At 58.9% G+C, this 18,824-nt stretch carries 24 protein-coding genes; 14 read left to right on the top strand and 10 right to left on the bottom strand.

Annotated elements, in window-relative coordinates; translation table 11 throughout:
* Positions 1–52 precede the first annotated feature (52 nt).
* From DDQ68_RS07020 to DDQ68_RS07010, 3 genes are read left to right on the top strand one after another with little or no spacing between them, the layout of a single operon-like run.
* The gene (locus DDQ68_RS07020) at positions 53–523 is read left to right on the top strand and encodes a helix-turn-helix domain-containing protein (protein WP_109655662.1); all 471 of its coding nucleotides are present in this window, start codon (positions 53–55) and stop codon (positions 521–523) included.
* Positions 481–1,218, top strand: a complete 738-nt coding sequence (locus tag DDQ68_RS07015; RefSeq protein ID WP_162549911.1) for an IS630 family transposase — start codon at positions 481–483, stop codon at positions 1,216–1,218. The genes DDQ68_RS07020 and DDQ68_RS07015 overlap by 43 nt, the downstream gene beginning before the upstream one ends.
* 44 nt (positions 1,219–1,262) lie before the next feature.
* Complete coding sequence (locus DDQ68_RS07010; RefSeq protein WP_109655660.1) at positions 1,263–3,074, top strand: DUF262 domain-containing protein; 1,812 nt, start codon at positions 1,263–1,265, stop codon at positions 3,072–3,074.
* A 402-nt stretch (positions 3,075–3,476) separates the two neighbouring features.
* Here DDQ68_RS07010 and DDQ68_RS07005 read toward each other — a convergent pair whose 3' ends face one another.
* From DDQ68_RS07005 to DDQ68_RS06975, 7 genes are all read right to left on the bottom strand, one after another.
* On the bottom strand, positions 3,477–3,665 hold the full coding sequence (locus DDQ68_RS07005) for a helix-turn-helix domain-containing protein (RefSeq protein WP_109655659.1): 189 nt from the start codon (positions 3,663–3,665) through the stop codon (positions 3,477–3,479).
* A 162-nt stretch (positions 3,666–3,827) separates the two neighbouring features.
* On the bottom strand, positions 3,828–6,122 hold the full coding sequence (locus tag DDQ68_RS07000) for a patatin-like phospholipase family protein (RefSeq protein ID WP_109655658.1): 2,295 nt from the start codon (positions 6,120–6,122) through the stop codon (positions 3,828–3,830).
* Positions 6,123–6,191: 69 nt separating this feature from the next.
* Complete coding sequence (locus DDQ68_RS06995) at positions 6,192–6,773, bottom strand: mechanosensitive ion channel family protein (protein WP_109655657.1); 582 nt, start codon at positions 6,771–6,773, stop codon at positions 6,192–6,194.
* On the bottom strand, positions 6,770–7,000 hold the full coding sequence (locus DDQ68_RS06990) for a mechanosensitive ion channel family protein (RefSeq protein WP_109655656.1): 231 nt from the start codon (positions 6,998–7,000) through the stop codon (positions 6,770–6,772). The genes DDQ68_RS06995 and DDQ68_RS06990 overlap by 4 nt, the downstream gene beginning before the upstream one ends.
* Positions 7,001–7,073: 73 nt before the next feature.
* Complete coding sequence (locus DDQ68_RS06985) at positions 7,074–7,562, bottom strand: DUF2541 family protein (protein WP_109655655.1); 489 nt, start codon at positions 7,560–7,562, stop codon at positions 7,074–7,076.
* Positions 7,563–7,687: 125 nt separating this feature from the next.
* Positions 7,688–9,238 (bottom strand): carboxylesterase/lipase family protein, encoded by a 1,551-nt coding sequence (locus DDQ68_RS06980; protein WP_162549910.1) that lies wholly within the window; start codon positions 9,236–9,238, stop codon positions 7,688–7,690.
* 127 nt (positions 9,239–9,365) lie between these two features.
* Positions 9,366–9,836: a hypothetical protein gene (locus tag DDQ68_RS06975; protein ID WP_109655653.1), complete on the bottom strand. Its 471-nt coding sequence runs from the start codon at positions 9,834–9,836 to the stop codon at positions 9,366–9,368.
* A 669-nt stretch (positions 9,837–10,505) separates the two neighbouring features.
* Between DDQ68_RS06975 and DDQ68_RS06970 the strand changes: the two genes are divergently transcribed.
* From DDQ68_RS06970 to DDQ68_RS06950, 5 genes are all read left to right on the top strand, one after another.
* A complete protein-coding gene (locus tag DDQ68_RS06970) occupies positions 10,506–11,750 on the top strand; it encodes a helix-turn-helix domain-containing protein (RefSeq protein ID WP_109655652.1) in 1,245 nt (414 codons plus the stop codon).
* Between the two features lie 151 nt (positions 11,751–11,901).
* Complete coding sequence (locus tag DDQ68_RS06965; protein WP_109655651.1) at positions 11,902–12,174, top strand: hypothetical protein; 273 nt, start codon at positions 11,902–11,904, stop codon at positions 12,172–12,174.
* A 75-nt stretch (positions 12,175–12,249) separates the two neighbouring features.
* Entirely contained in the window at positions 12,250–13,077 is an 828-nt protein-coding gene (locus tag DDQ68_RS06960; RefSeq protein WP_109655650.1) for an META domain-containing protein, read from the top strand.
* A gap of 34 nt (positions 13,078–13,111) precedes the next feature.
* Entirely contained in the window at positions 13,112–13,636 is a 525-nt protein-coding gene (locus DDQ68_RS06955; RefSeq protein WP_109655649.1) for an META domain-containing protein, read from the top strand.
* 91 nt (positions 13,637–13,727) lie between these two features.
* On the top strand, positions 13,728–14,141 hold the full coding sequence (locus DDQ68_RS06950) for a hypothetical protein (protein ID WP_109655648.1): 414 nt from the start codon (positions 13,728–13,730) through the stop codon (positions 14,139–14,141).
* A gap of 29 nt (positions 14,142–14,170) precedes the next feature.
* Here the strand turns inward: DDQ68_RS06950 and DDQ68_RS06945 are convergent, their stop codons facing one another.
* Entirely contained in the window at positions 14,171–14,971 is an 801-nt protein-coding gene (locus DDQ68_RS06945; protein WP_109655647.1) for a hypothetical protein, read from the bottom strand.
* A 262-nt stretch (positions 14,972–15,233) separates the two neighbouring features.
* On the opposite strand from DDQ68_RS06945, the gene DDQ68_RS06940 reads away from it, so the two are divergent.
* Complete coding sequence (locus DDQ68_RS06940) at positions 15,234–15,737, top strand: transposase family protein (protein ID WP_109654390.1); 504 nt, start codon at positions 15,234–15,236, stop codon at positions 15,735–15,737.
* A gap of 5 nt (positions 15,738–15,742) precedes the next feature.
* Entirely contained in the window at positions 15,743–16,183 is a 441-nt protein-coding gene (locus DDQ68_RS06935; RefSeq protein ID WP_109654769.1) for a transposase family protein, read from the top strand.
* A 177-nt stretch (positions 16,184–16,360) separates the two neighbouring features.
* On the opposite strand, the gene DDQ68_RS06930 is transcribed toward DDQ68_RS06935, so the two are convergent.
* Positions 16,361–17,059 carry an IS630 family transposase gene (locus DDQ68_RS06930; RefSeq protein ID WP_109655646.1) on the bottom strand — a complete coding sequence of 233 codons (699 nt, stop codon included), beginning with the start codon at positions 17,057–17,059 and terminating at the stop codon, positions 16,361–16,363.
* Between the two features lie 5 nt (positions 17,060–17,064).
* Positions 17,065–17,508 (bottom strand): helix-turn-helix domain-containing protein, encoded by a 444-nt coding sequence (locus DDQ68_RS06925; protein ID WP_162549909.1) that lies wholly within the window; start codon positions 17,506–17,508, stop codon positions 17,065–17,067.
* Positions 17,509–17,538: 30 nt separating this feature from the next.
* Here DDQ68_RS06925 and DDQ68_RS24670 point away from each other — a divergent pair, with 30 nt between their 5' ends.
* The 4 genes from DDQ68_RS24670 to DDQ68_RS24665 all read left to right on the top strand — a co-directional run bounded on the left by DDQ68_RS24670 (position 17,539) and on the right by DDQ68_RS24665 (position 18,742).
* A complete protein-coding gene (locus DDQ68_RS24670) occupies positions 17,539–17,697 on the top strand; it encodes a transposase (protein WP_109658345.1) in 159 nt (52 codons plus the stop codon).
* An 18-nt stretch (positions 17,698–17,715) separates the two neighbouring features.
* The gene (locus DDQ68_RS22655) at positions 17,716–17,859 is read left to right on the top strand and encodes a hypothetical protein (protein ID WP_162549908.1); all 144 of its coding nucleotides are present in this window, start codon (positions 17,716–17,718) and stop codon (positions 17,857–17,859) included.
* A gap of 202 nt (positions 17,860–18,061) precedes the next feature.
* Positions 18,062–18,331 carry a hypothetical protein gene (locus tag DDQ68_RS06915; protein ID WP_109655644.1) on the top strand — a complete coding sequence of 90 codons (270 nt, stop codon included), beginning with the start codon at positions 18,062–18,064 and terminating at the stop codon, positions 18,329–18,331.
* A gap of 156 nt (positions 18,332–18,487) precedes the next feature.
* Positions 18,488–18,742: an integrase core domain-containing protein gene (locus DDQ68_RS24665; RefSeq protein WP_369076537.1), complete on the top strand. Its 255-nt coding sequence runs from the start codon at positions 18,488–18,490 to the stop codon at positions 18,740–18,742.
* Positions 18,743–18,824: the final 82 nt, after the last annotated feature.

Below are 18,824 nucleotides of genomic sequence, written 5' to 3'. Positions count from 1 at the left end.
CTGAGTCAGCGAAGTTGACTAACAGAATACAGGTAGTTTAGGTTGGCCTGGTATGGCCCGACCAATCACTCCTTTTACCCTAGCGGCCGCCGACCAGGCTGCCCTCGAAAACTTCACCCGCACGGGCTGCCGCCCGGTGCGGGCCGTACGCCGCGCCCAGGCCCTGTTGGCCTTAGCTACGGGCATCGGCCAACAGGCGGCCGGTAAGGCCATCGGCCTGAGTCGGCAGACCGTCAGTGAGCTGCGCCGCCGCTACGAAGCGGGCGGCTGGGAGCTCGCGCTATCTGAGGCCCCGCGTAGTGGCACGCCCCCGCGCTTCGACGGGCCCCAGCGGGCCGCCCTCACCGCTCTGGCCTGCACCCCGGCCCCGGTAGGCCACAGCCGCTGGACGTTGCGTTTGCTTGCCGACAAAGCCGTGGAGCTGGAACTGGTGGAAACTATTTCCCACGAGACGGTGAGCCAGGTGCTCAAAAAAACGAGTTGCAGCCTCACCGCCAGCAGCACTGGTGCCTGGGGGCGGTGAACGCCGCCTTCGTAGCCCGGATGGAGGACGTACTGGCCGTCTACGAACGGCCTTATGACGCGCGTTTTCCCGTTGTCTGCTTCGATGAGCGGCCCTGCGTGCTCCACGGCCAGCCCGTCGAGCCGCTGGCCCCGGTGCCAGCCCAACCGGCGGTGGGCAAGCAACCGGCCAAAGCCGGGCGGCCCCGCCGCGAGAGCAACACCTACGTGCGCCAGGGCACGGCTTGCCTGCTGGCCGCCTTCGAGCCGGGCACGGGCCAGCGCCTGGTCGAGGTCTCCGCCCGCCGCACCGGGGCCGACTACTGCCGCTTTATGCAGCAACTGGCCGCTCACTACCCGCAGGCCGAGAAAATCGTGTTGATGCAGGACAATCTCAACACCCACACCGATGCCGTCTTCTATCAGCACCTGCCGGCGGCCGAAGCGCGGGTGCTAGCCGCTCGCTTCGAGGTGCATTACACGCCTAAAAATGCCTCCTGGCTCAACATGGTCGAACTCGAACGCTCGGCCATCGCCCGCCAGTGCCTGCACCAGCGCATCCCCACGCAAGACGAACTCACGGCCCACGTCGCCGCTTGCGTGGCTGAGCGTAATGCGGCGCGGGCCACCGTAAAATGGCAGTTCACCCTCGAAAAAGCCCGCGTCAAACTCGACCGACACTATCGGAAAATTAGGGCAGCTAATTTGCCTGACTAAGCACTAGATTGCTAGTCCGTTACTTCCCCCCCCCCCTTTTTTTTATGGCTGATTCTACCCTTGACACTGGTCAAAAGTATATCAAAGAAATTTTTTATCCGGAACGATTCTATAATATTCCTGAATATCAACGTCCCTATGTATGGGGTCCTGACCAAGTTACTGTGATGTGCGAGGATATTGCCTCAGCTTTCGCTCATGGTAAAAACCGTGAGTATTTTCTAGGCTGTATGATTTGGAATGCCAAAATTGACCAAAACGGGGGTAATCCTTATGCTTATAACGATATTCTAGACGGACAGCAACGGTTTATTACTTTATATTTATTACACGGTGTTATTCGAGACCTTTCCACTAATTCTAGTGTAAAAGATCTTGTTACTAAGCGCCTTCAGCAGGTTGGTAATGACCTAGAAAATATCCCAGAGCGCAACCGATTAAAATTTACTGTTCGGCACGATGATAAATTTTTCCAGCAGTTTGTACTTACGGAAAAAGGTACGTTACAGAATGCGCAGTTAAGGATAATTTCAGATGGTAATGGGGAGGCAACATCTGTTCGTAATATGGCAACAGCCTTGCTGTCCATTCATGATTGGTGGGCGAGCAAACTACAAGAACATACATCGGAAGAAAATTATCAGAAGTTTATCTATGACTTCTTTTTATATCTCGGTAATAAAGTGTTAGTTCTATACTTAGCTACTTCCGATAATTTAGACGATGCCTACAACTTATTTACAGTTTTGAACAGCCGGGGTTTACAGCTTCAATCTAGTGATATCTTGCGTGCTCAGAACTTGCGCGTTATTAAGGATGAAGAAGCCCGGAAGAAGTATGCAGCCAAGTGGGATGAGTACCAAAGTGCTATTGAATCACCTTACAAATCATTCGATGAGTTTCTGTGGGCTATGATATTTATTTTAGTGAAGTTCACTAGTGGTGAGCTTAGCGGTATTAGTAAGGCTTATAATTATATATACGATAGAAAATTACTGTCAAAAGGTGAACCCACTTTTGATTTTATGGGTAAATATGTTAAGCATTTGGATGCCGTATTTAATTCTAATTACCAATCAGAAGAGGCAGGGTGTCTTTACGAAAACTTAAATTATATTCTTTCTAATACTTTTGGAAACCAGTATATCATGGTATTAATGCACTATCGTGAATGTTTTGGTGAAGTAAATATTCTTGAATTTTTAATCAAGATTGATAATCTATTTTCAGTCGCGTGGATAACTGTATCATTTAATTTGAACACACGTATATTTTTTATGCTACGTAAAATGGACGAAATACGCGAAAGAGTAAAAGACAAGCAGCTCGCATCTTTAGAATTTTTACAAGATAACGTACTGCGCTATGATTATCAAGATGAGAAGGCTAACACACTTATCAATATCGATAAATTCTTTACATTACTGAATGAGGAAAAGTGGGGAAGTTTCTCAGGCACTCGAATTAATAAGACACGCTATTTATTGCTTAAATTAGATTTGCTTACAGGTAACTTGAATAACAAATTACAGTTTAATAAATCACATGCTTCTGTTGAACATATTTTGCCACAGAAGCCAAATGCCCCCGCTTGGAATATTGCAGAGGAATTACACCAAGAATGGCTGCATCGCTTGGGTAATATAGTGCTCGTAGATATGAAAAAGAACGCATCTTTAAGCAATTCTTCATTTCTGGATAAGCGACACAAATACAGTACATATATTGAAGGTCGTGCCAATACTAATCACGTCTTTATTAATAACCAACAGTGGGATATTGACGCTATTCAGAAAAACCATATACGAGTCGTAAACCTGTTGAAAGATTATTGGCGGTGGTCCAAAGCGGGGTGATTCCAGCATTTAATTCTGCTTCTTGACACACTGTTTTCCGCTTTTCTGACTCTATTCAAGTGGTTCCCATTAGAATGTGCCAATAACTGAAAATAGAATATCACCCCGCTTTGGACCACTGCCAGATTATTATGTGGGTAATAGCTTGAAAGCTTTGAAAGAAATTAAAAAGAAGTCCTTGATATTGAATTCTACACATCTTTCTGTCTAAGTAATTATTATTTTACATATTAGTAGAGAAATAAATGAAAATAAATTAGGGCGTAACGATATCACGTTCCACCGTTTGGAATGTGATATCGTTACGCCCTAATTTATTTTCTCGTTGCTACTGAGCCGGCGGTACCGTCACCAGTATTTGAACACCAGATAGAGCTTGGCACCGCCCAGATTCGCTAAATATCAGGCGTGTTCCAGAATAAGCTCGGCCGAAATGCCCAGCTTTTGGTGCGGCCGCTTGGCCAGGTCCAGGTTAATGGCGCGTTTGCCATTCAGCACTTCGCTCAATCGGCTGTTGGCCACGCCGAGCAGGGCCACCAACTCCTGTTTCTTCAGGTGCCGCGCCACCATTTCCCGCTCCAGGATGCCCACCAGCGAGGTGGGCGCGGCGGGGCGGTGGCCGGGGCGGGCAGTACCGTCACCGCGTACCCGAACGCCGGGTAGAGTTTGGCGTTGCCCGGTAACCGCTGGGACGACGCCAGCGTCAAAATTTGCGCCACTGATTCGTAGCTGTGCACTGTCCTGGAAACCGCGCTAGCGGTAGCCGAAGGGAAACCCAATGTTGAAATAGGGCAGTAGCTTTTTCGTCGCGTCGGAGTACATCAGGCTCACGTCGATGGGGCCCAGGAATGAATTAAGGCCCAGGGTGAGGGAGCCGCCATAAATCATCTGGGCCGGCTGCGGCCGGGCAGCGTTGGCGAGGAAGTCGTGGTAGAGGGCGTTGGCCTTGGCAATGACGAATATTTTGGGGGCCACCGCGTACTGGCAGCCCACGAGCCCGACCACGGCGCTGCCGGTGTAGAGGCCCGCTTCGGGCAGGCCGGCAAACGTGATTTGGTTGCGCAGCCCGCTGGTGAGGCCGCCCAGCACAAAGTCGTTGGCAATGGCCTGCTGGTAGTTCCAGTTGAGGCCCACCTGGGTCTGGACCAGCAGCGTGGCGCGCTTGCTGAGCGGCAGGTACTGCTCCACGTTGAGGCGCGCGTGACCATAGGGCCGGAACGAAAACCCAGGCGACTGCTCGGTGCCGGTAACGGTAGTATCGCTCAGGACCTGAAAACTGGGCCGCTGAGCATACACCACGCCGATTTCAGCATCAATTCTGCGGCCGTGGGTAGGATAGGCAACCGCGTTTAGCGTATTCTCTTCGTAGAATAAGTAACTGTTGAGCAGGCTAATGCGGCCGTTGAGCTGGAGGCGCGAGGTGATTTCGGGGGTGAAGCGCCCGTACTCGTAGCGCGTGCCCAGGCCCAGGCCCCGGTTGCGGTCGAGCAGGTGAAACAGCTGTGCGTTGGCCAGCACGTAGTTCTGCGTGTAGAGGCCCGCTTTCTTGAAGCTCGTGCTGTACGTAGTGATGCTGACCCGTTCGCCCTGCGCCAGCAGGCGCAGCACCAGGCGCTGGTGTTCGGTGAAGTACTGCACGTGCTTGAGCCGCAGGCGGGGGTTCTCGCCGATGCTGAACGCCACCTGGCTCGTGGAGGCGGAGGCCAGCTTATCTTGCAGCGTCACGCTGCCGATGAGGCCGAGGCCGATTAGCGAGTTGTAGTTGAGCCCCAGCCCGATGCGCGCGGCCGGGCTGCGCTCGGCGTCGAACACGAGGCGGGCCGACGAGTCGGAAGCGGGCAGCAGCGAGTAAGTGATTTTGCGAAATGCCCGCGTGCCGAACGCGTCGCGCACGGCCGCCGACAGCTGCGGAGCCGAGTAGTAGCGCCCAGAACGCAACCGTAGCTGCCGCAGCAGCAGCGTCTCGGACGCCTGGGGCAGTCCCCGTACCTGATATCCTTCAACGTAAACGGAGTCGGCTCGCCGGGCTGCGGGGGGGTAGGGCGGGGCGGGGCCGTAGAGCGCATCCAGCGAATCACGCAGGGCCCTCAGCTTCGGATACACAGCCCGGCCCTGCTGCAAGCCCAGTGCAATGATGGGCCCCGCGGCCGAAAAGCTGCCGCTTGAGTAATTCCCCAACGGATAATCGACGTATAGGCTGCAAAGGGCTTTTTGTGCTTTAAAGTCCGCGTTGTCCTTAAACGAGGAAATCTGGAGCAGCACGTCCACGGGGCTGCGCAGGCTGGTTTCGGTGTAGGCCCCGGCCGACACGTTGCTGCCGATGATGACGCCCGCGCCCATCGCCTGCACTTCCGACACCGGAAAGTTGCGCACCACTCCGCCGTCCACCAGCTGGTGCCCCTGGTACTGCACGGGCGTGAACACCGACGGAATGGCCATGCTCGCCCGAATGGCCGCCACGATTTCACCCGTGCGCAGCACTTCGGGCTCGCCGGAAATGATGTCCGTTGCCACGCACCGAAACCCCCGCCGGAAGCGCGCAAAATCTTTGGTGCGGTAGTAGGGCAGGAATAACTCGCTGAGCTTGAGCCATAGCTCCTCCGATTCGATGACGCCGTTGGGAAACTGGAACTTGCCCTTTACCACCGGTAGCTCCAGGAGGTAGTGACCAAAATCGTCCTTTCCCGGTAGCGTAATCGTGCTGAGCTGGGCCGCATTGGTGAGCAACGCGTCCCAATCCAACCCCCGGGCTATCCGTTCAATTTCGGTCCCGGAGTAGCCCGCCGCGTACAGCGAGCCAACCACAGCCCCCATGCTGGTGCCCGTCACGTAGTCGACCCGTACGCCGGCCGAGTCCAGGGCCTTGAGCAGCCCGATGTGGGCCAGGCCGCGGGCCCCGCCGCCGCTCAGCGTCAGGCCCATGCGCGGGCGCTGGGCCGGAGTTTGGCCCCAGGCCAGGCCAACGGTAAGTAACAGCAGCAGCAACGCCAAGCCCAGCCAGCGCTGGTATGGAATGGGTTGGGCAGCCGGGCGGTAGTCGTGCTTCATGGGGTTGTGCAGCGGGGCTTGCGGGGAAGCAGGGGTAGGCAACGGGGTTTCCTGCGGCGGGCGAAAGCTTTACGCCGTTTTTTTGTCTTTTTTTTTCTGCTTAGCCGGCGCCTGAATGCCATGGCTTAGTAGCACGCGCTGGATTTGCTCGATGAGCGCGCCGTGGACTGCCGCGTTGTCGCCGGGCAGGGTGTAGGCCCGGCAGGCAAGGTTCATGCCGCCGGGCACCAGCGCCACAATGCCCAGGCTGGGTGCCGGGTCCGGTAGTACCTGTGCGTGGCCCGTGAGCAGCGGCAGAACCAAGGCGCGCAACTCGTCGAGGTTGGTTTGGCCGTCCACGTCCAGCAGAATTTCGACCAGCGCCCGGTTTTCGATAGTCTTGTTAATCAGAATATTATTGGAGAGTGCGCCGTTAGGCAAAATTACGGTGTCGCCCTGCGGGGTACTCAGGATGGTATCGAAGATATGAATGGCCTTGACCATGCTCGTTTTGCCCTGGCTCTCAATCACGTCGCCCGGCGCGAAAGGCTTGAACATGAGGATGAGCACGCCTCCGGCGAAGTTAGCCAGCGTGCCCTGTAAGGCTAGCCCTACAGCCAGCCCCGCCGCGCCCAGCACGGCCACGAACGAAGTAGTTTGCAATCCCATCATGCCAGCCACACTGATAATGAGCAGCACCTTGAGACTACGCTCACCAGGCTGGTCAGAAAGCCACGCAGCGATACGTCGAGGCGCGACATGGCACGCGATGCTATATGGCTCACCTGCCGGATAACCCACCAGCCCACTATTAGCACCACTACGGCCATGACCACCCGTGGCAGGTAGAGTAAAATCATGGCCTGCAATTGCTCGGAGTAAGCAGAAAGACGTTCCATGGACGTAGAAAGAATTAAAGCGAGAGGTTGGCAAAATAGCAGGGGGCAATGACCAGAATACGGGGCGAAAAGGCTAGCGCATGCCGAGGATGGTCACGCTGACCGGGTTGAACAGCCCGCCGTCGGTGCTATACCAGAGGTCAACGCGGCGGATAGAGCGGCCGCCCAGGCTCTGCAGGCTGAGTGGAGCGCTATCGCGGCCCGGCAGCAGGCGGTAGCGTAGCGGCAGGCTGCTCGCTGGCCCGTTGTCATAGCTCACCAGCAGGTGGTCTAGGGTCAAGGCTCGGTTGTTGACCCGGAGCTTTAAGTAGCGGAAGCTGTGGTAGGCCCCGCCCAGCACCGTGCCGGCATGCCCAACCGGCTGCCGCACCGCAATAATGGCGACGGGAATCCAGCCGCTGGCAGGCGGGCGTGGCGGCTGAATTGACGGCCGGGGCGGCTGCGGGGGATAGGGCGGCCGCGGCGGTTGGGGCCGCGTAGGCTGAACCATTTCCTGCGCCACGCCGGGCCGGGAAGCCAGTAGCACGCTCAGCAGCGCATAAAAGAAGAGGGACCGTTTCATCGGTAAGGGAGAATAGACCAGCGGTTGCCGGCGGTGATTGATCAAGAAATGGCGTGCTAACCAAAGTTTCTCCAGCAGCTGTGGCTAAACCAGCGCCGTATTCCTCCCCCCCCCCCTTTTTTTTCTCAGCGCACGCCTTCCCAAGCCCGGATTTCCTTCGCGTGCGGATTAGTTTGGAGCTGCCAGGTGGTATTGATCAGCATGGTCTGGCGCTCGGCGGTGGTGTAGGGGGCCCAGCCGGGGCTGCCGGTTTTGGCAAACTCCACCCAGGCGTCCTGCATCTTTTCGGCTAGCTCGGCGGGGCCGCCGCCGGGGCCCAGCATGCCGCGTGGCCCCGTTGCCAGGGCGCGCTGGTTGAATACGAAGGGCAGCCCCAGCCCGTGGTAGGCTCCGTAGGTGCCGCCGGCCACCGAGGACGGCCAGGCAAACTCGTACATGTAGGTGCGGCCGGGCTGGCGGGCGTGGGCATCGGCCAGCTGCACGGAAGGTACCTGAAACTGGTAGGCCGTGACCATGGCAGAAAGCAGCTCGCCCAGGCTCTTGGTAGGGTAGGCTTGCTTATACACGGTAATCAGGGCCGCCGGGGCGGGATGAAGCCGCTTCACGGCTAAGAACAGAACGAAGTTGGACTTGATTTTCTTTAGTAGCCCGGACGGAATCAGGAAATAGTTGGCCTCGTCGGAGTTGTAGCCCAACAGCAGATCACTAGCGCCACTAGCCCCCTGCTGCACGCTGGTCATGGGCATGGCGGGCACGATGTCACCGTCAATCACCGGAAAATAAAGTACGGTACCCGAGCCCGGGTCGGCGTACTCATCGGTATTGAGCTTCACCATTTTGGGCGTGACTTTTTGCTGGGCGGCCAGCAACTGCTCGGGGGTAAACCGGCGGTAGGCCTCGGCGGTATTTTTGATTTTCAGCACGCTGGCGTACTTGGCGGCGATGAGGTCGGCCTGCTTGCCACTGAGCACGGCCTGGCCCGAGCCACTCATCATAATGGCCCGCCGAAACAGGCCCTTCGCGGCTGGGCTGCCCATCAGCGTGGCCACGCTCATCGCTCCGGCCGACTCGCCAAAGATGGTCACGTTGGCCGGGTCGCCCCCGAAGCGGCCAATGTTGGCCTGCACCCAGCGTAGGGCCGCCAGCTGGTCGCGGATGCCCAGGTTGGACGGCACTCCCTTGATTTTCAGGAAGCCCTCGATGCCTAGCCGGTAGTTAAGCGAAACTAGCACGACGCCCTTTTGGGCGAAGGTCGTGCCGTCGTAGAGCGGCACGTCGCTGGTCCCCAGCACAAACGCGCCCCCGTGGATGAACACCAGCACGGGCCGGGCTGGGCCGGTCAGGGCGGGCGTCCAGATGTTGGTGGTTAGATAATCATCGCCCTTCACCCAGCCCGACCCGAAAATGGGCTGGCCATCGATGGCCCCTTCCGGCGGGCGGTTAAACGGCGCGGTCGGGCCGCGTTGGGTAGCGTCGCGCACGCCTGGCCAGGGCTGGTGCGGGGCCGGGGCCGCAAAGCGCAGCGCCCCCACGGGTGGGGCGGCGTAGGGGATGCTCTTGAAGATGAGCACATTCCCCACGCGCTGCCCCTGGACCTGGCCCTTCTCCGTAGTCGCCACCAGCCCGCCGTCGTCCTGGGCCGTGGCCGAGGGGATACGGGCTAGGAGCAAGCCCATAAGTAAGAGTAGCGTAGATAATCTTTGCATGGTGCCTGGAAGCTGGATGTTGAAAACTGGAGTTGAATGAGCCCCGTCGGGACAGCTGATAGTGTGAGTAACGGGCCCCCAGGCCGAAAAACCCGCGTTAGCGGCCGCCAAATAAGACGTCCCTGTTGCGCTGCCACAAGGCCCGGTCCACCAGCTCGTTAGACCTCCTGCTGAAACGCAGGCTGCCCAGGTTGAGGCCAATGCCAACCACTTGCAGGGCAATGCTGCCGGCTTGGTGATTCTTGCTTAGTACCGAGCTGCCCACCAGCGCGACCACGGACGTTATGCTCAGCAGGTGGCTCACGGTCCGGTCTCGCCGGCCCTGCTGGTATAGGTCGCTGGTTATGCCGGTGGTAAATTCCGTCTTCAGCTTACGAAACGGCACCTGCTTGCCGCCCATGATGTACTTATCGCCATAGCCATAAATTGTGCGGACATCATAGACCCGCACCAGCGAGTCGCGCAACTGCCCGCGAGGCGATAATACCTGCGCGGCGGCTGGCGATACCCACCCCAGCAGCAGAAAAATTAGGGGCACCAGGCCCGATTGGATGAGTCGTTTACGCATACGGAAGGGATGTTTAAGGATGCTGAGAAAAAGAATTTGTCGAACGAAGCGCCGGGAATAGTCCGGCTCACTGGTCGTTTCCGGGGGAGGCCAGCGCCGCCCGCCCGGCTAGCCAGCCGCTTCCAATTGTAATAGTAGCGGAGCCATTTTCTGGCACCAAGCGCGGACTGCCCCAGCATGTTACACTTTGTAAAATGTAACAGAATAGCGCCCTGAAAAAACCGAAGTAGGCTTATAACTATTTGATTTGTAAAGATATAATAATACATGGCCCTTGTCTTCCGGTGGGAGCTAGGTGGAGTGTTAAGGAACAGAAATAGCTTCCTTGGCGATAGGATCCGGAGAAAGTCGGCTCTTCAAAACTTTCAGTTCTATCTTACTATAGCTCAATAAAACATGCAACCTGCAACCGGGGCGCCACTTGCTCCACCTTTGCCTGCGGCCAGCCTTTCGACCCGTGCAGCACTTGTGCGGTAGCAGTACATTAGTAGAACGAACGCCAGTCCTAGAGCGGTTTCGCAGTTACCATACAGTTTGGACGAGGTAGGGGCGGGGCTTGTCTCCGCCCGTCGTTGAACGGAATCGGTAGACTTGGCGCGAACGTCCGGGCGGGGGCAAGCCCTGCCCCTACCTTCACTAACTTCGGAACCGCTCTAACGCGCTGCCCGCATGATTCCCGACCTGCCCCTGATGCCCCACGCTGAGCTGCTCATGGTGTTCATGTTTCTGAGCGCCTTCGTCGGCCTGCTCGTGAGCGCGATTCTGGCGTTCGTTAATAACGTGCAGCGCCATGCCAACCGCCTGCTGGGCGTATCGCTGTTCAGCGTGGCCCTGTTTGCGCTTACCAGTGCGCTGCTCATCAACCACGCCATCTTCGTGGTGCCGCACCTATTCCGGGTGAATATGCCGCTGCACTACCTGGTTGCGCCCTGTGCTTACCTGTATGTGCGCTCGGTGCTGAATCAGGAACTTCGCTTTCGCCGCTTCGACTGGCTATTCTTCATACCCTTTGGGCTGCATACCCTGGAGCTGCTGCCTTTTTTACTGCACGGAACCGCCTATAAAGTCCACTATCTGCAGCTGCTGCTGGTGGATGTGGCGGGCGTCACCAAGCAGCAGGAGGGCCTTCTGCCGGCCTACTATCATCCGGTACTCAAGTTTGGGCTCGGTACCGCTTATGGGCTAATGCAGGGGCGGCTGCTGTGGCAGTTTAGTCGGCGGGTACCCGCCACCCGCCACCCCGAAAACGAGGCCCTGCTGCGCTGGCTACGTGTGTTTACGCTACTCAACCTGCTTCTCTATCCGCCCGTGCTGCTGGCGATGCTGCTGCCTCTGAATGGCACCTACGTGACTATTTTCGCCGTTTGCGCGCTGGGTAGCTACCTGCTGGTGGCCTCCACGCTGCTGTTCTTCCAGCCCCAGGTTCTGTACGGAATGCGCAACCCGGCCGCCGCCGAGCCAGAGGCAGTGCCGGTGGCCGACGAAGCAGCAGCCCCGTCCACCGAGTCGCCCACCGCCAATAAGAAAGAAGACTTGGCGCGCGCCTACTCGCTGAGCGATGAGCGCAAACACGCCTACCGCGCCCGCCTGGAAGTCCATATGCGGGAGCAGCAGCCGTTCTTGTGCAAAGGCTACGGCATTAAGGACCTGGGTTCCGAAACCGGCATCCCGCCCCACCACCTCTCGGCCCTCATCAACCAGGAATACGCAATGAACTTCAGTGACTTCCTCAACCGCTACCGGGTCGAGTACGTCAAGGCGCGCATGGGCCGGCCCGAATGGCGGCAGCTGACGCTGGAGGGCCTGGCCCTGGAAGCGGGCTTCAGCAACCGCACCACGTTCTTTCGCGCCTTCACGAAGCTCAGCGGCTGCACGCCCTCCGAGTACATGGCCCAGATCACCTCTTCTTATTGATTAGCAGATAATTGGATAGCGACCGCGCCAGTAGCTTCGGCCTTTGCTGTCACATATTAGAAAGTGTAACGCGATTGGGCTGGGTTAGGCTTGCCCGCGCCCGGTGAGTAGCCTACGTTTGCGACTGGTCTTTACCACAAGGCCGCGGCAAATGGCATCAGCGGCGGAAATCATACGCGCCCTCGCGGCATTCAATCAGCTGCCGCCGCCCGCGCAGCTCACCTTCGTCTGGGAGCAGGGCTACTACCTGGCGGCCCGCCCGGCGGGCGCGTCGGGCCTGGTCCGTGTATATCAGGTGGACGCCTTTTTCGTAGAAATCTACTTTCCTACCCCCTCCGATTTTGAACTCCTGCGCGCCTTCCACGAGCCCATCTATTTGCAGTCCTACCTTGACCAGATTGACCTGGCCGGTTTGCTGAGCTAGTCCGAATTGTAGCAGGCAAGCCGGCTTGCCTACCGGCTCATAACAACGGAGAGACGCACTCCTAAAAGTCGACTCATGAACTCTTGTGCGCTTTTAATTGCCCTAAGTCTGCTCACCACGGCCTGTGCCCCGGCGGCCCTGCCGAAGCAGACTCTACCCGCCGCCGCCGAGCCAACCAGCAGCGGGCCGGCGGCCGTAAAAACCGAGCTCGTTGGCCGCTGGGATGCCCAGCGCCGTCGTGGCGTGGACTTCGTGGCGATGGGCAGCGAGCCGTTCTGGTCGCTGGAGCTGACCAATCAGGGGCAGATGCGCTTTCGCACCGTAGCCGGCGCCGACTCCCTGGTTGTGCCCCTGCCGGCCCCCAACCAGGCCCAGGATGCGCCCGTGCTGCGCTACCGGGCCCTGACAGCGGCCGGAGAGCTGACCGTGACCATCGCGCAGCGCCCCTGCCCAAACAACATGTCGGGCGAGGTGTCGCCTTACACCGTCACGGTGCAGGCCCGGATGGCTGCCCAGCCGGTCGCCCGCGAACTTACCGGCTGCGGGCGCTACCTCGGCGACTACCGGCTGCACGACATCTGGGCCCTCGAATCCATTGATGGGCAGGCCGTGGCCGCCGCGCAATTTGCCACCAAGGATAAGCCGTATCTGGAGCTGAACCTGACCCGCGAGGAAGCCCTGGGTTTTGCTGGCTGCAACGGCTTCGGCGGCTCGCTGACGCCGGAGCGGGCCGGCCTGAAGTTCGGCACCCTGCGCGGCACGATGCTGGCCTGCCCTGCCCTGCCCTTCGAGCGCAAATTCCTGGGCGCTCTTTCCGGGAATTCCTTTACCTACCGCCTTGAAAACCGCCGGCTGACGTTAAAAAACCGAGTTAACCAACTGGTTTTTAAGAAAGTCGATTGACGCGCCGCCCTAACCAGCCTGCTTCTCTATTCTTATGCTAACCAAAACCCTACTGCTGGGTGCCGCGCTGCTGGCCGCCGCCTGCCAGCCAACCCGGCCGGCCGCCACTGTTGCGGCGCTGCCAGCGCCCGGCGGCCCGACCGTTGTGCCCACTGTGCCCGTTGCTACTTCGGCTGAGCCGCCGGGCGGGGGCAGCGAGAAGCTATTTGCGCACCGCTGGGCCCTGACCGAAGCTGCCGGCCAGCCCGTGACGCCTACCGGCGACGCCCGCGAGGCGCACCTGCTCTTCTTCCCGCCCAGCCGGCTGAGCGGTTCCACTGGCTGCAACCGTCTGACTGGCACCTTCGAGCTGACCGGCACCGGCCGAATGACGTTTTCGCCGCTGGCCACCACGCGCATGATGTGCGCCGAGCCCGCCGCCGCTCAAACGGAAACCCGGATGGTGCAGGCCCTGACTACCGTGCAGTCCTACTACGTGACCGATGCGGCCCTGGAACTACGCGATGGCACGGCCATCGTGGCCCGGTTTCGCGCCACCCCGGTGACCCCGGAAAAATAACCTGGGTGCCCAGCCAGCAGTCCTCATTAAGACTCTTGCTACTAAAGGAAACACGATGAACCCAAGTAACTTGCGTAAGCCGGTTTTAGCAGTGGTTATTCTAGCACTGCTCAGCGGCTGTGATAACCGTTCGGCCTCCACTACTTCCTCCCCACCTGCCGAAACTGCCGCCACGGCTCCGGCCGCGCAGGCCTGCCAAGTCTGCTACCGGCAGGTACTGGGGCGTGACACTACGTTGGTTCGCCTCAGCATCAGTGGCGCGGCCGTGACGGGCGAGCTGGCGGTGCTGCCCGCCGAAAAAGACCACGCCCGGGGCCCCCTGAGCGGTACCCTGATCGGCCAGCAAATCGTGGCCGACTGGCAGCGGGCCGGCGAGGGTCAGACTCAGGTGCACGAGGTAACATTCACCCTCACCGGCGACTCGCTGCGGTGGCGCACGCACCGAAAAAGGAGGCAAATGGGTCTTAGTGAACCCCCAATAAGGCTACCAATACAAGCTGAGTAAAGTGGCCTGTGCCCCGCAGCCTTGACCACTCAATTGCCAGCGCGACGGGGCGCGGGAAGCTGGTCCTGCGCAATGAGGCGCTGCAAATCCTGGAGGTTGTTATAGTTGGGTCGGATAAAGCCCACCTCGGGGTTGTCGAGGTCGCGGATGGCCTGCACGGTCAGCACGGAAATAATCACAAACAGGATGGGCACGAAGTAATGGCGGGTTTCCTGGGCGCTGTTACTGAAGCCCACCAGCACCCCAATCGCCCAGGACGAAATTAGCAGCAGCGCGATAATAGAATAGGGAGTGCCTTCCTGGTAAGAATAGTGCAGCCGGGAGGTGGCGTTGTTGAGCTTGTAAAAGGCCGGTAGTAGCCGGCGCACATCGTCGGGCCGGAGGGTAGCGGCCCTGGTAGCGTCGCGAAGCTGTTGCCAGGCCTGGCGATAGAGAACCATAATTTTGCGTGCGTGCGCCGGGTCGGGTAGTGGTTTGGGGCGATGCTCGGCCAACTCCAGCGCCAAAAACCGCAGCAGTAAGCCCCGGACGATAACAGGACCGGCAGCCGGCAGCAACTCGCTTTCCCGGTACAATTCGGCCACGGCATCCGACGACTGATGAATCAGAACCGTTCGCTCTTTAAGCGAATTGTTGGACGAGAGCAGGGTGAAGGACAGGAGGAGCCCGAAAATGGTAACAAGCGCGTTTTCAATGCCGGATGGTTTCCAAATCCGGCCGCGGCGGCGGTAGCTTATTTCGGCAAACAAGTAGCCCACTGCTACCGCTAACAGCAGCGACAGCGGATAAGCCAGGGTGAAAAAAAGTGTGTCGAACAGGCTACGCCACATAGATTGAAAACTAGAAATAGTAGCCGAACTAACTGCTGGAACTCTAGCCGCTGGTACTTCTTAGCTAACTGCTAGCGCAGTTTTAGAAACCGTGTTCACGGCGCGGCCGGCCAACCTCGCCGCCAGCCTTCCTCTCCCGGAGAGGGGAGCTAGACAACCACATACCTCGTTTACAAAACCGCTGTAAGCTGGCAAGTTATAATAAAGCTAATTCGGAAGTGTGTGTTAAGTTACTGCCCGTAGGCGAGGCGTAAATTTGGCTATGGATTACCTGAGTTTGCGCGAGCGGCCCCGCCAGTTTCTGGCCCTAACCAGCTTGCGAGCGGCGGAGTTTGACGACTTGCTGACCGACTTTGCCCCGGCCTGGGAGCGCCACCACCGCTACCACACCCTGGAAGGAACCAAACGGGCGTTCCCCGCCCACCGCGAGCGGGCCAACGCCGTGCTGGCGGGCAGCGATATAAAGCTCTTTTTTCTGCTCACCTACCTCAAAAGCAACGCCTTGCAAGAGCACCAGGCCGCCAGCTTTGGCATTTCGCAAGCGCGCGTCAGCCACTTGGCTACCGCCCTGCTGGGCGTGCTCAACCAGGTGCTGGCCCGGCGCGGGCTGCTGCCCGTGCGCGACGGCGGCGAGTTGGCTCAGCGCCTGGCTAACCACCCGGAGCCGGTCTTTGCCTACGACGGGGTCGAGCGGGGCGTACCACGTAACACGGACCGGGAGGCCCAGGCCGAGGAGTACAGCGCCAAAAAAAAGCGCACCGCGTGAAAAACATGACCTTATGCGATTCCACGCAGTACGTGCATTTTCTCTCGGCTACGGAAAGCGGGCGAGCGCACGACAAAAAACTGGCCGACGAGTACGCGCTGCACCTACCGGCGGGCTGCGTGTTACGGCAGGATTTGGGCTTGCTGGGCCACGCCCCGACCGGGGTCGTGGTGGAGATGCCCCACAAGAAGCCGCCGAAGCGGGAGTTGACGTTTGCCCAAAAGCTGTATAACCAGTTGCTGAGTCCGTTGCGCGTCGTTATCGAACACGCGCACAGCGGTATCAAGCGCCTGCACATGGTGCAGGGCACTATCCGCTTGCGCGGCGAATGGGTGCGCGATACGGTCATGGTCGTGGCCTGTGGGCTGCACAACCTGCGCGTGCGCAGCCCGCACCGCGCCTATCGCGCACCTGTCCACGCGAAACTCGCTAACTACGCCGAATAAGCTTTAATCTTTTCACCGATTTAACGGCGTTAATATCGGGTGTGAACCAGCCTGCACCCACCGCTCACCAAGCATACGTGGCCTTGGTTAAAAGTTTGGTACAAATGTGAGGTGGTCGGGTAAATCTGGACAGAATAGGGTCTTAACTTTCGAACGTCATGAAAGACAGCCCCCAACCTAGTGGTCTGACAACTTAGTTTCGTCAGTTTTTTTGGTTAATTCAGCGTATCTGTTTTTCAACTTATCGCGGGCCTTTTTGGTGGTGAAGGACCAATTGACTTTGGTGGCGGCGGCGTTGCGCTTGGCTTGCCAGGCCAATGCCTCTTGTTCGAGTCGTTGCTGGGTGGCGATACGCTGGGCCAGGCACTGGCGGGAGAGGGCGGCAAATTCGATTTCCGCCATGTTGAGCCAGGAGCCGTGCTTGGGCGTGTAGTGGAATTCGAGGGTGTGGCGCAGGTAGCGGGCCGTCTCGAGGGGTAGGTGTTCGTACAAGGCCCCGTAGGTGTGGGTGCTGTAATTGTCTTGCACGAGCTGGATTTTGGCCGCCTCGGGGTAGTGGGTTTGCACGAGCCAGTCCATAAAACGGGCGTAATCGCCCTTGTTTTTGGTCGTCGTCACCTGCAAGTGGCGCTGACCTGTGTCGATGTTATAAGCCAGCAGCACGTTGCAGACGCCTTTTCGCACGTACTCCTGGTGTTCTTTTTGGGTCGCGTTGGGCTTGGGCGGCAGCGGCGTAAGCACGTGGTCGAGCAGTTGGCAGGGCCGCTCGTCGAAACACAGGCGCACCACGCCCGCTGCGGCCGGGGCGCTGTAGACGTCGAGCACGTCCTCCAGATTGGCCAGGTATTCGCCCGTGATGGTGCCAATGCACCACATTTCTTTTAGCCAGGGCTTGAGGTGGCTTTTTTTAACACCTGGCGAATCGTTTCCTTGGAAACGGCCGGTCCGTAGTCGAGGCAGACGAGGGTTTCGTTGAGCAGCGAGAGCGTCCAACGGGCCGCGCCGGTCGGCAATTCACTGCACGCCAGACTGGTGATACGTGCTTCCAGGGCGGGCGTCACCTTCGGCGGTTGCCCGCTGCGCGGGCGCTCTTCCAGCGCCTGGGCCAGCCCCCCGGCCAGGTAGCGGCGCTTGAGGCGGTAGTACTGGGTGGTGGAAATGCCCCCTTCGGCCTGCACGGCGGCGGCTCCTTTGCCGCTGCTCATGGCCAGTAGGGCACGGGCACGCGCGATTTTGCGGCTCTTGTGGGTGCCTTTTTTGACAATCGCCTGCAATTTGGCGGCATCGGCAGGCGGTAGATTGACGGGTTTGGTGAGGCGGGGCATTAGCGAAAAACGGATGGTGTCCACTCGTTACTGTTACAAACGGAATTAAGTTGTCAGACCACTAGTAAACGTCGGCGCTATGATGCCGCCTTCCGAGCTGAAGCCCTGCGCCTAGCCGGGGAAAGCCGCTCGACCCAGGCCGCTGCACGCGCGCTCAACAGCGACCCCAAACGCCTCTATAAGTGGTAGAAGGAAGCGCTCACGCCCGTGGCGGCCGCCCGTGGGGCGGAGCTGGACCCGGCCACGGCGGCCGAGTTGCGGCAGCTGCGGGCCGCCAATCGGCGGCAGGCCCAGGAACTGGATATTTTAAAAAAAGCCATTGCCATCTTCTCGGCGACCGACAACCTATGAGCCGCTACCGCTTTATCGAGGCGCAGCGCGGCCAGTACCCCGTGCGTCTGCCCTGCCAGGTGCTGGGCGTGCCGGTCAGTGGATACTATGCGTGGCAACAAGCTCAGCAACAGCGTAAAAGCAGATTGCGCCCGCGTGGGAAGCGGCCCTGGTCCAGGTCTTTGCGCACCACAAGCGCCGCTACGGCACCCGCCGGCTGCGGGTGGCCCTGCGCCAAAAGGGCTACCAGGTGGGCCGCCAGCGCCTACGCGCCGCCCTGCGCCGACGAGCCCTGCACGCGCTGCAACCCAAGGCCTATACCCCACGCACCACCGACGCCACCCACGGCCTGCGCTGCGCGCCCAACCGGCTGCTCGACCAACCCAAGCCCACCCAGGCCAACCGGTTCTGGGTCAGCGACCTTACGTACCTGCCGCTGGCGAACGGCGACTGGGCCTACCTATGCGCGAACCAGGATATGGCCAGCAAGTAGGTGCTGGGCTGGCAGGTCGGTACCTCAATGCCGGAGGAACTCATTAGCAGCGCTTTTTGGGCGCAACCACCCACACCCGGCTTGCTCGTCCACTCCGACCGAGGTGGGCAGTAGTGCGGCAACGCCTACCGGCAGTTGCTCCACAACCACGAGGCCGTGCGTTCGCAGAGCCGGCGAGGCGATTGCTACGATAACGCCCAAGCTGAAAGCCGCTGGTCCCGTCTTAAAACGGAGGTTCTCGAACTGCGCGAGCGGCCCGTTTTCGCCGACTTAGCCGACGCTCAGGCCAGCGTGGCCGACTATTTTGACTACTATAATCACGAGCGTTTGCATTCTAGTATCGGCTATCAGCTGCCGTATCATACTCACCAACAGCTTTTTCAACTTAATGCCCTAAACTGTCCAGCGTAATCGGACCACCTCAGTTTCTCTCATACCAAGACAAACTGTATTTCCGAATAGTGTAAATATTTTGGCGGTGGTCCAAAGTGGG

The sequence above is a fragment of the Hymenobacter nivis genome (genome assembly GCF_003149515.1).
GTDB lineage: Bacteria > Bacteroidota > Bacteroidia > Cytophagales > Hymenobacteraceae > Hymenobacter > Hymenobacter nivis.
Note: the sequence above shows the minus strand (reverse complement) of the source record. Positions and strands in the feature narration are given on the sequence as shown.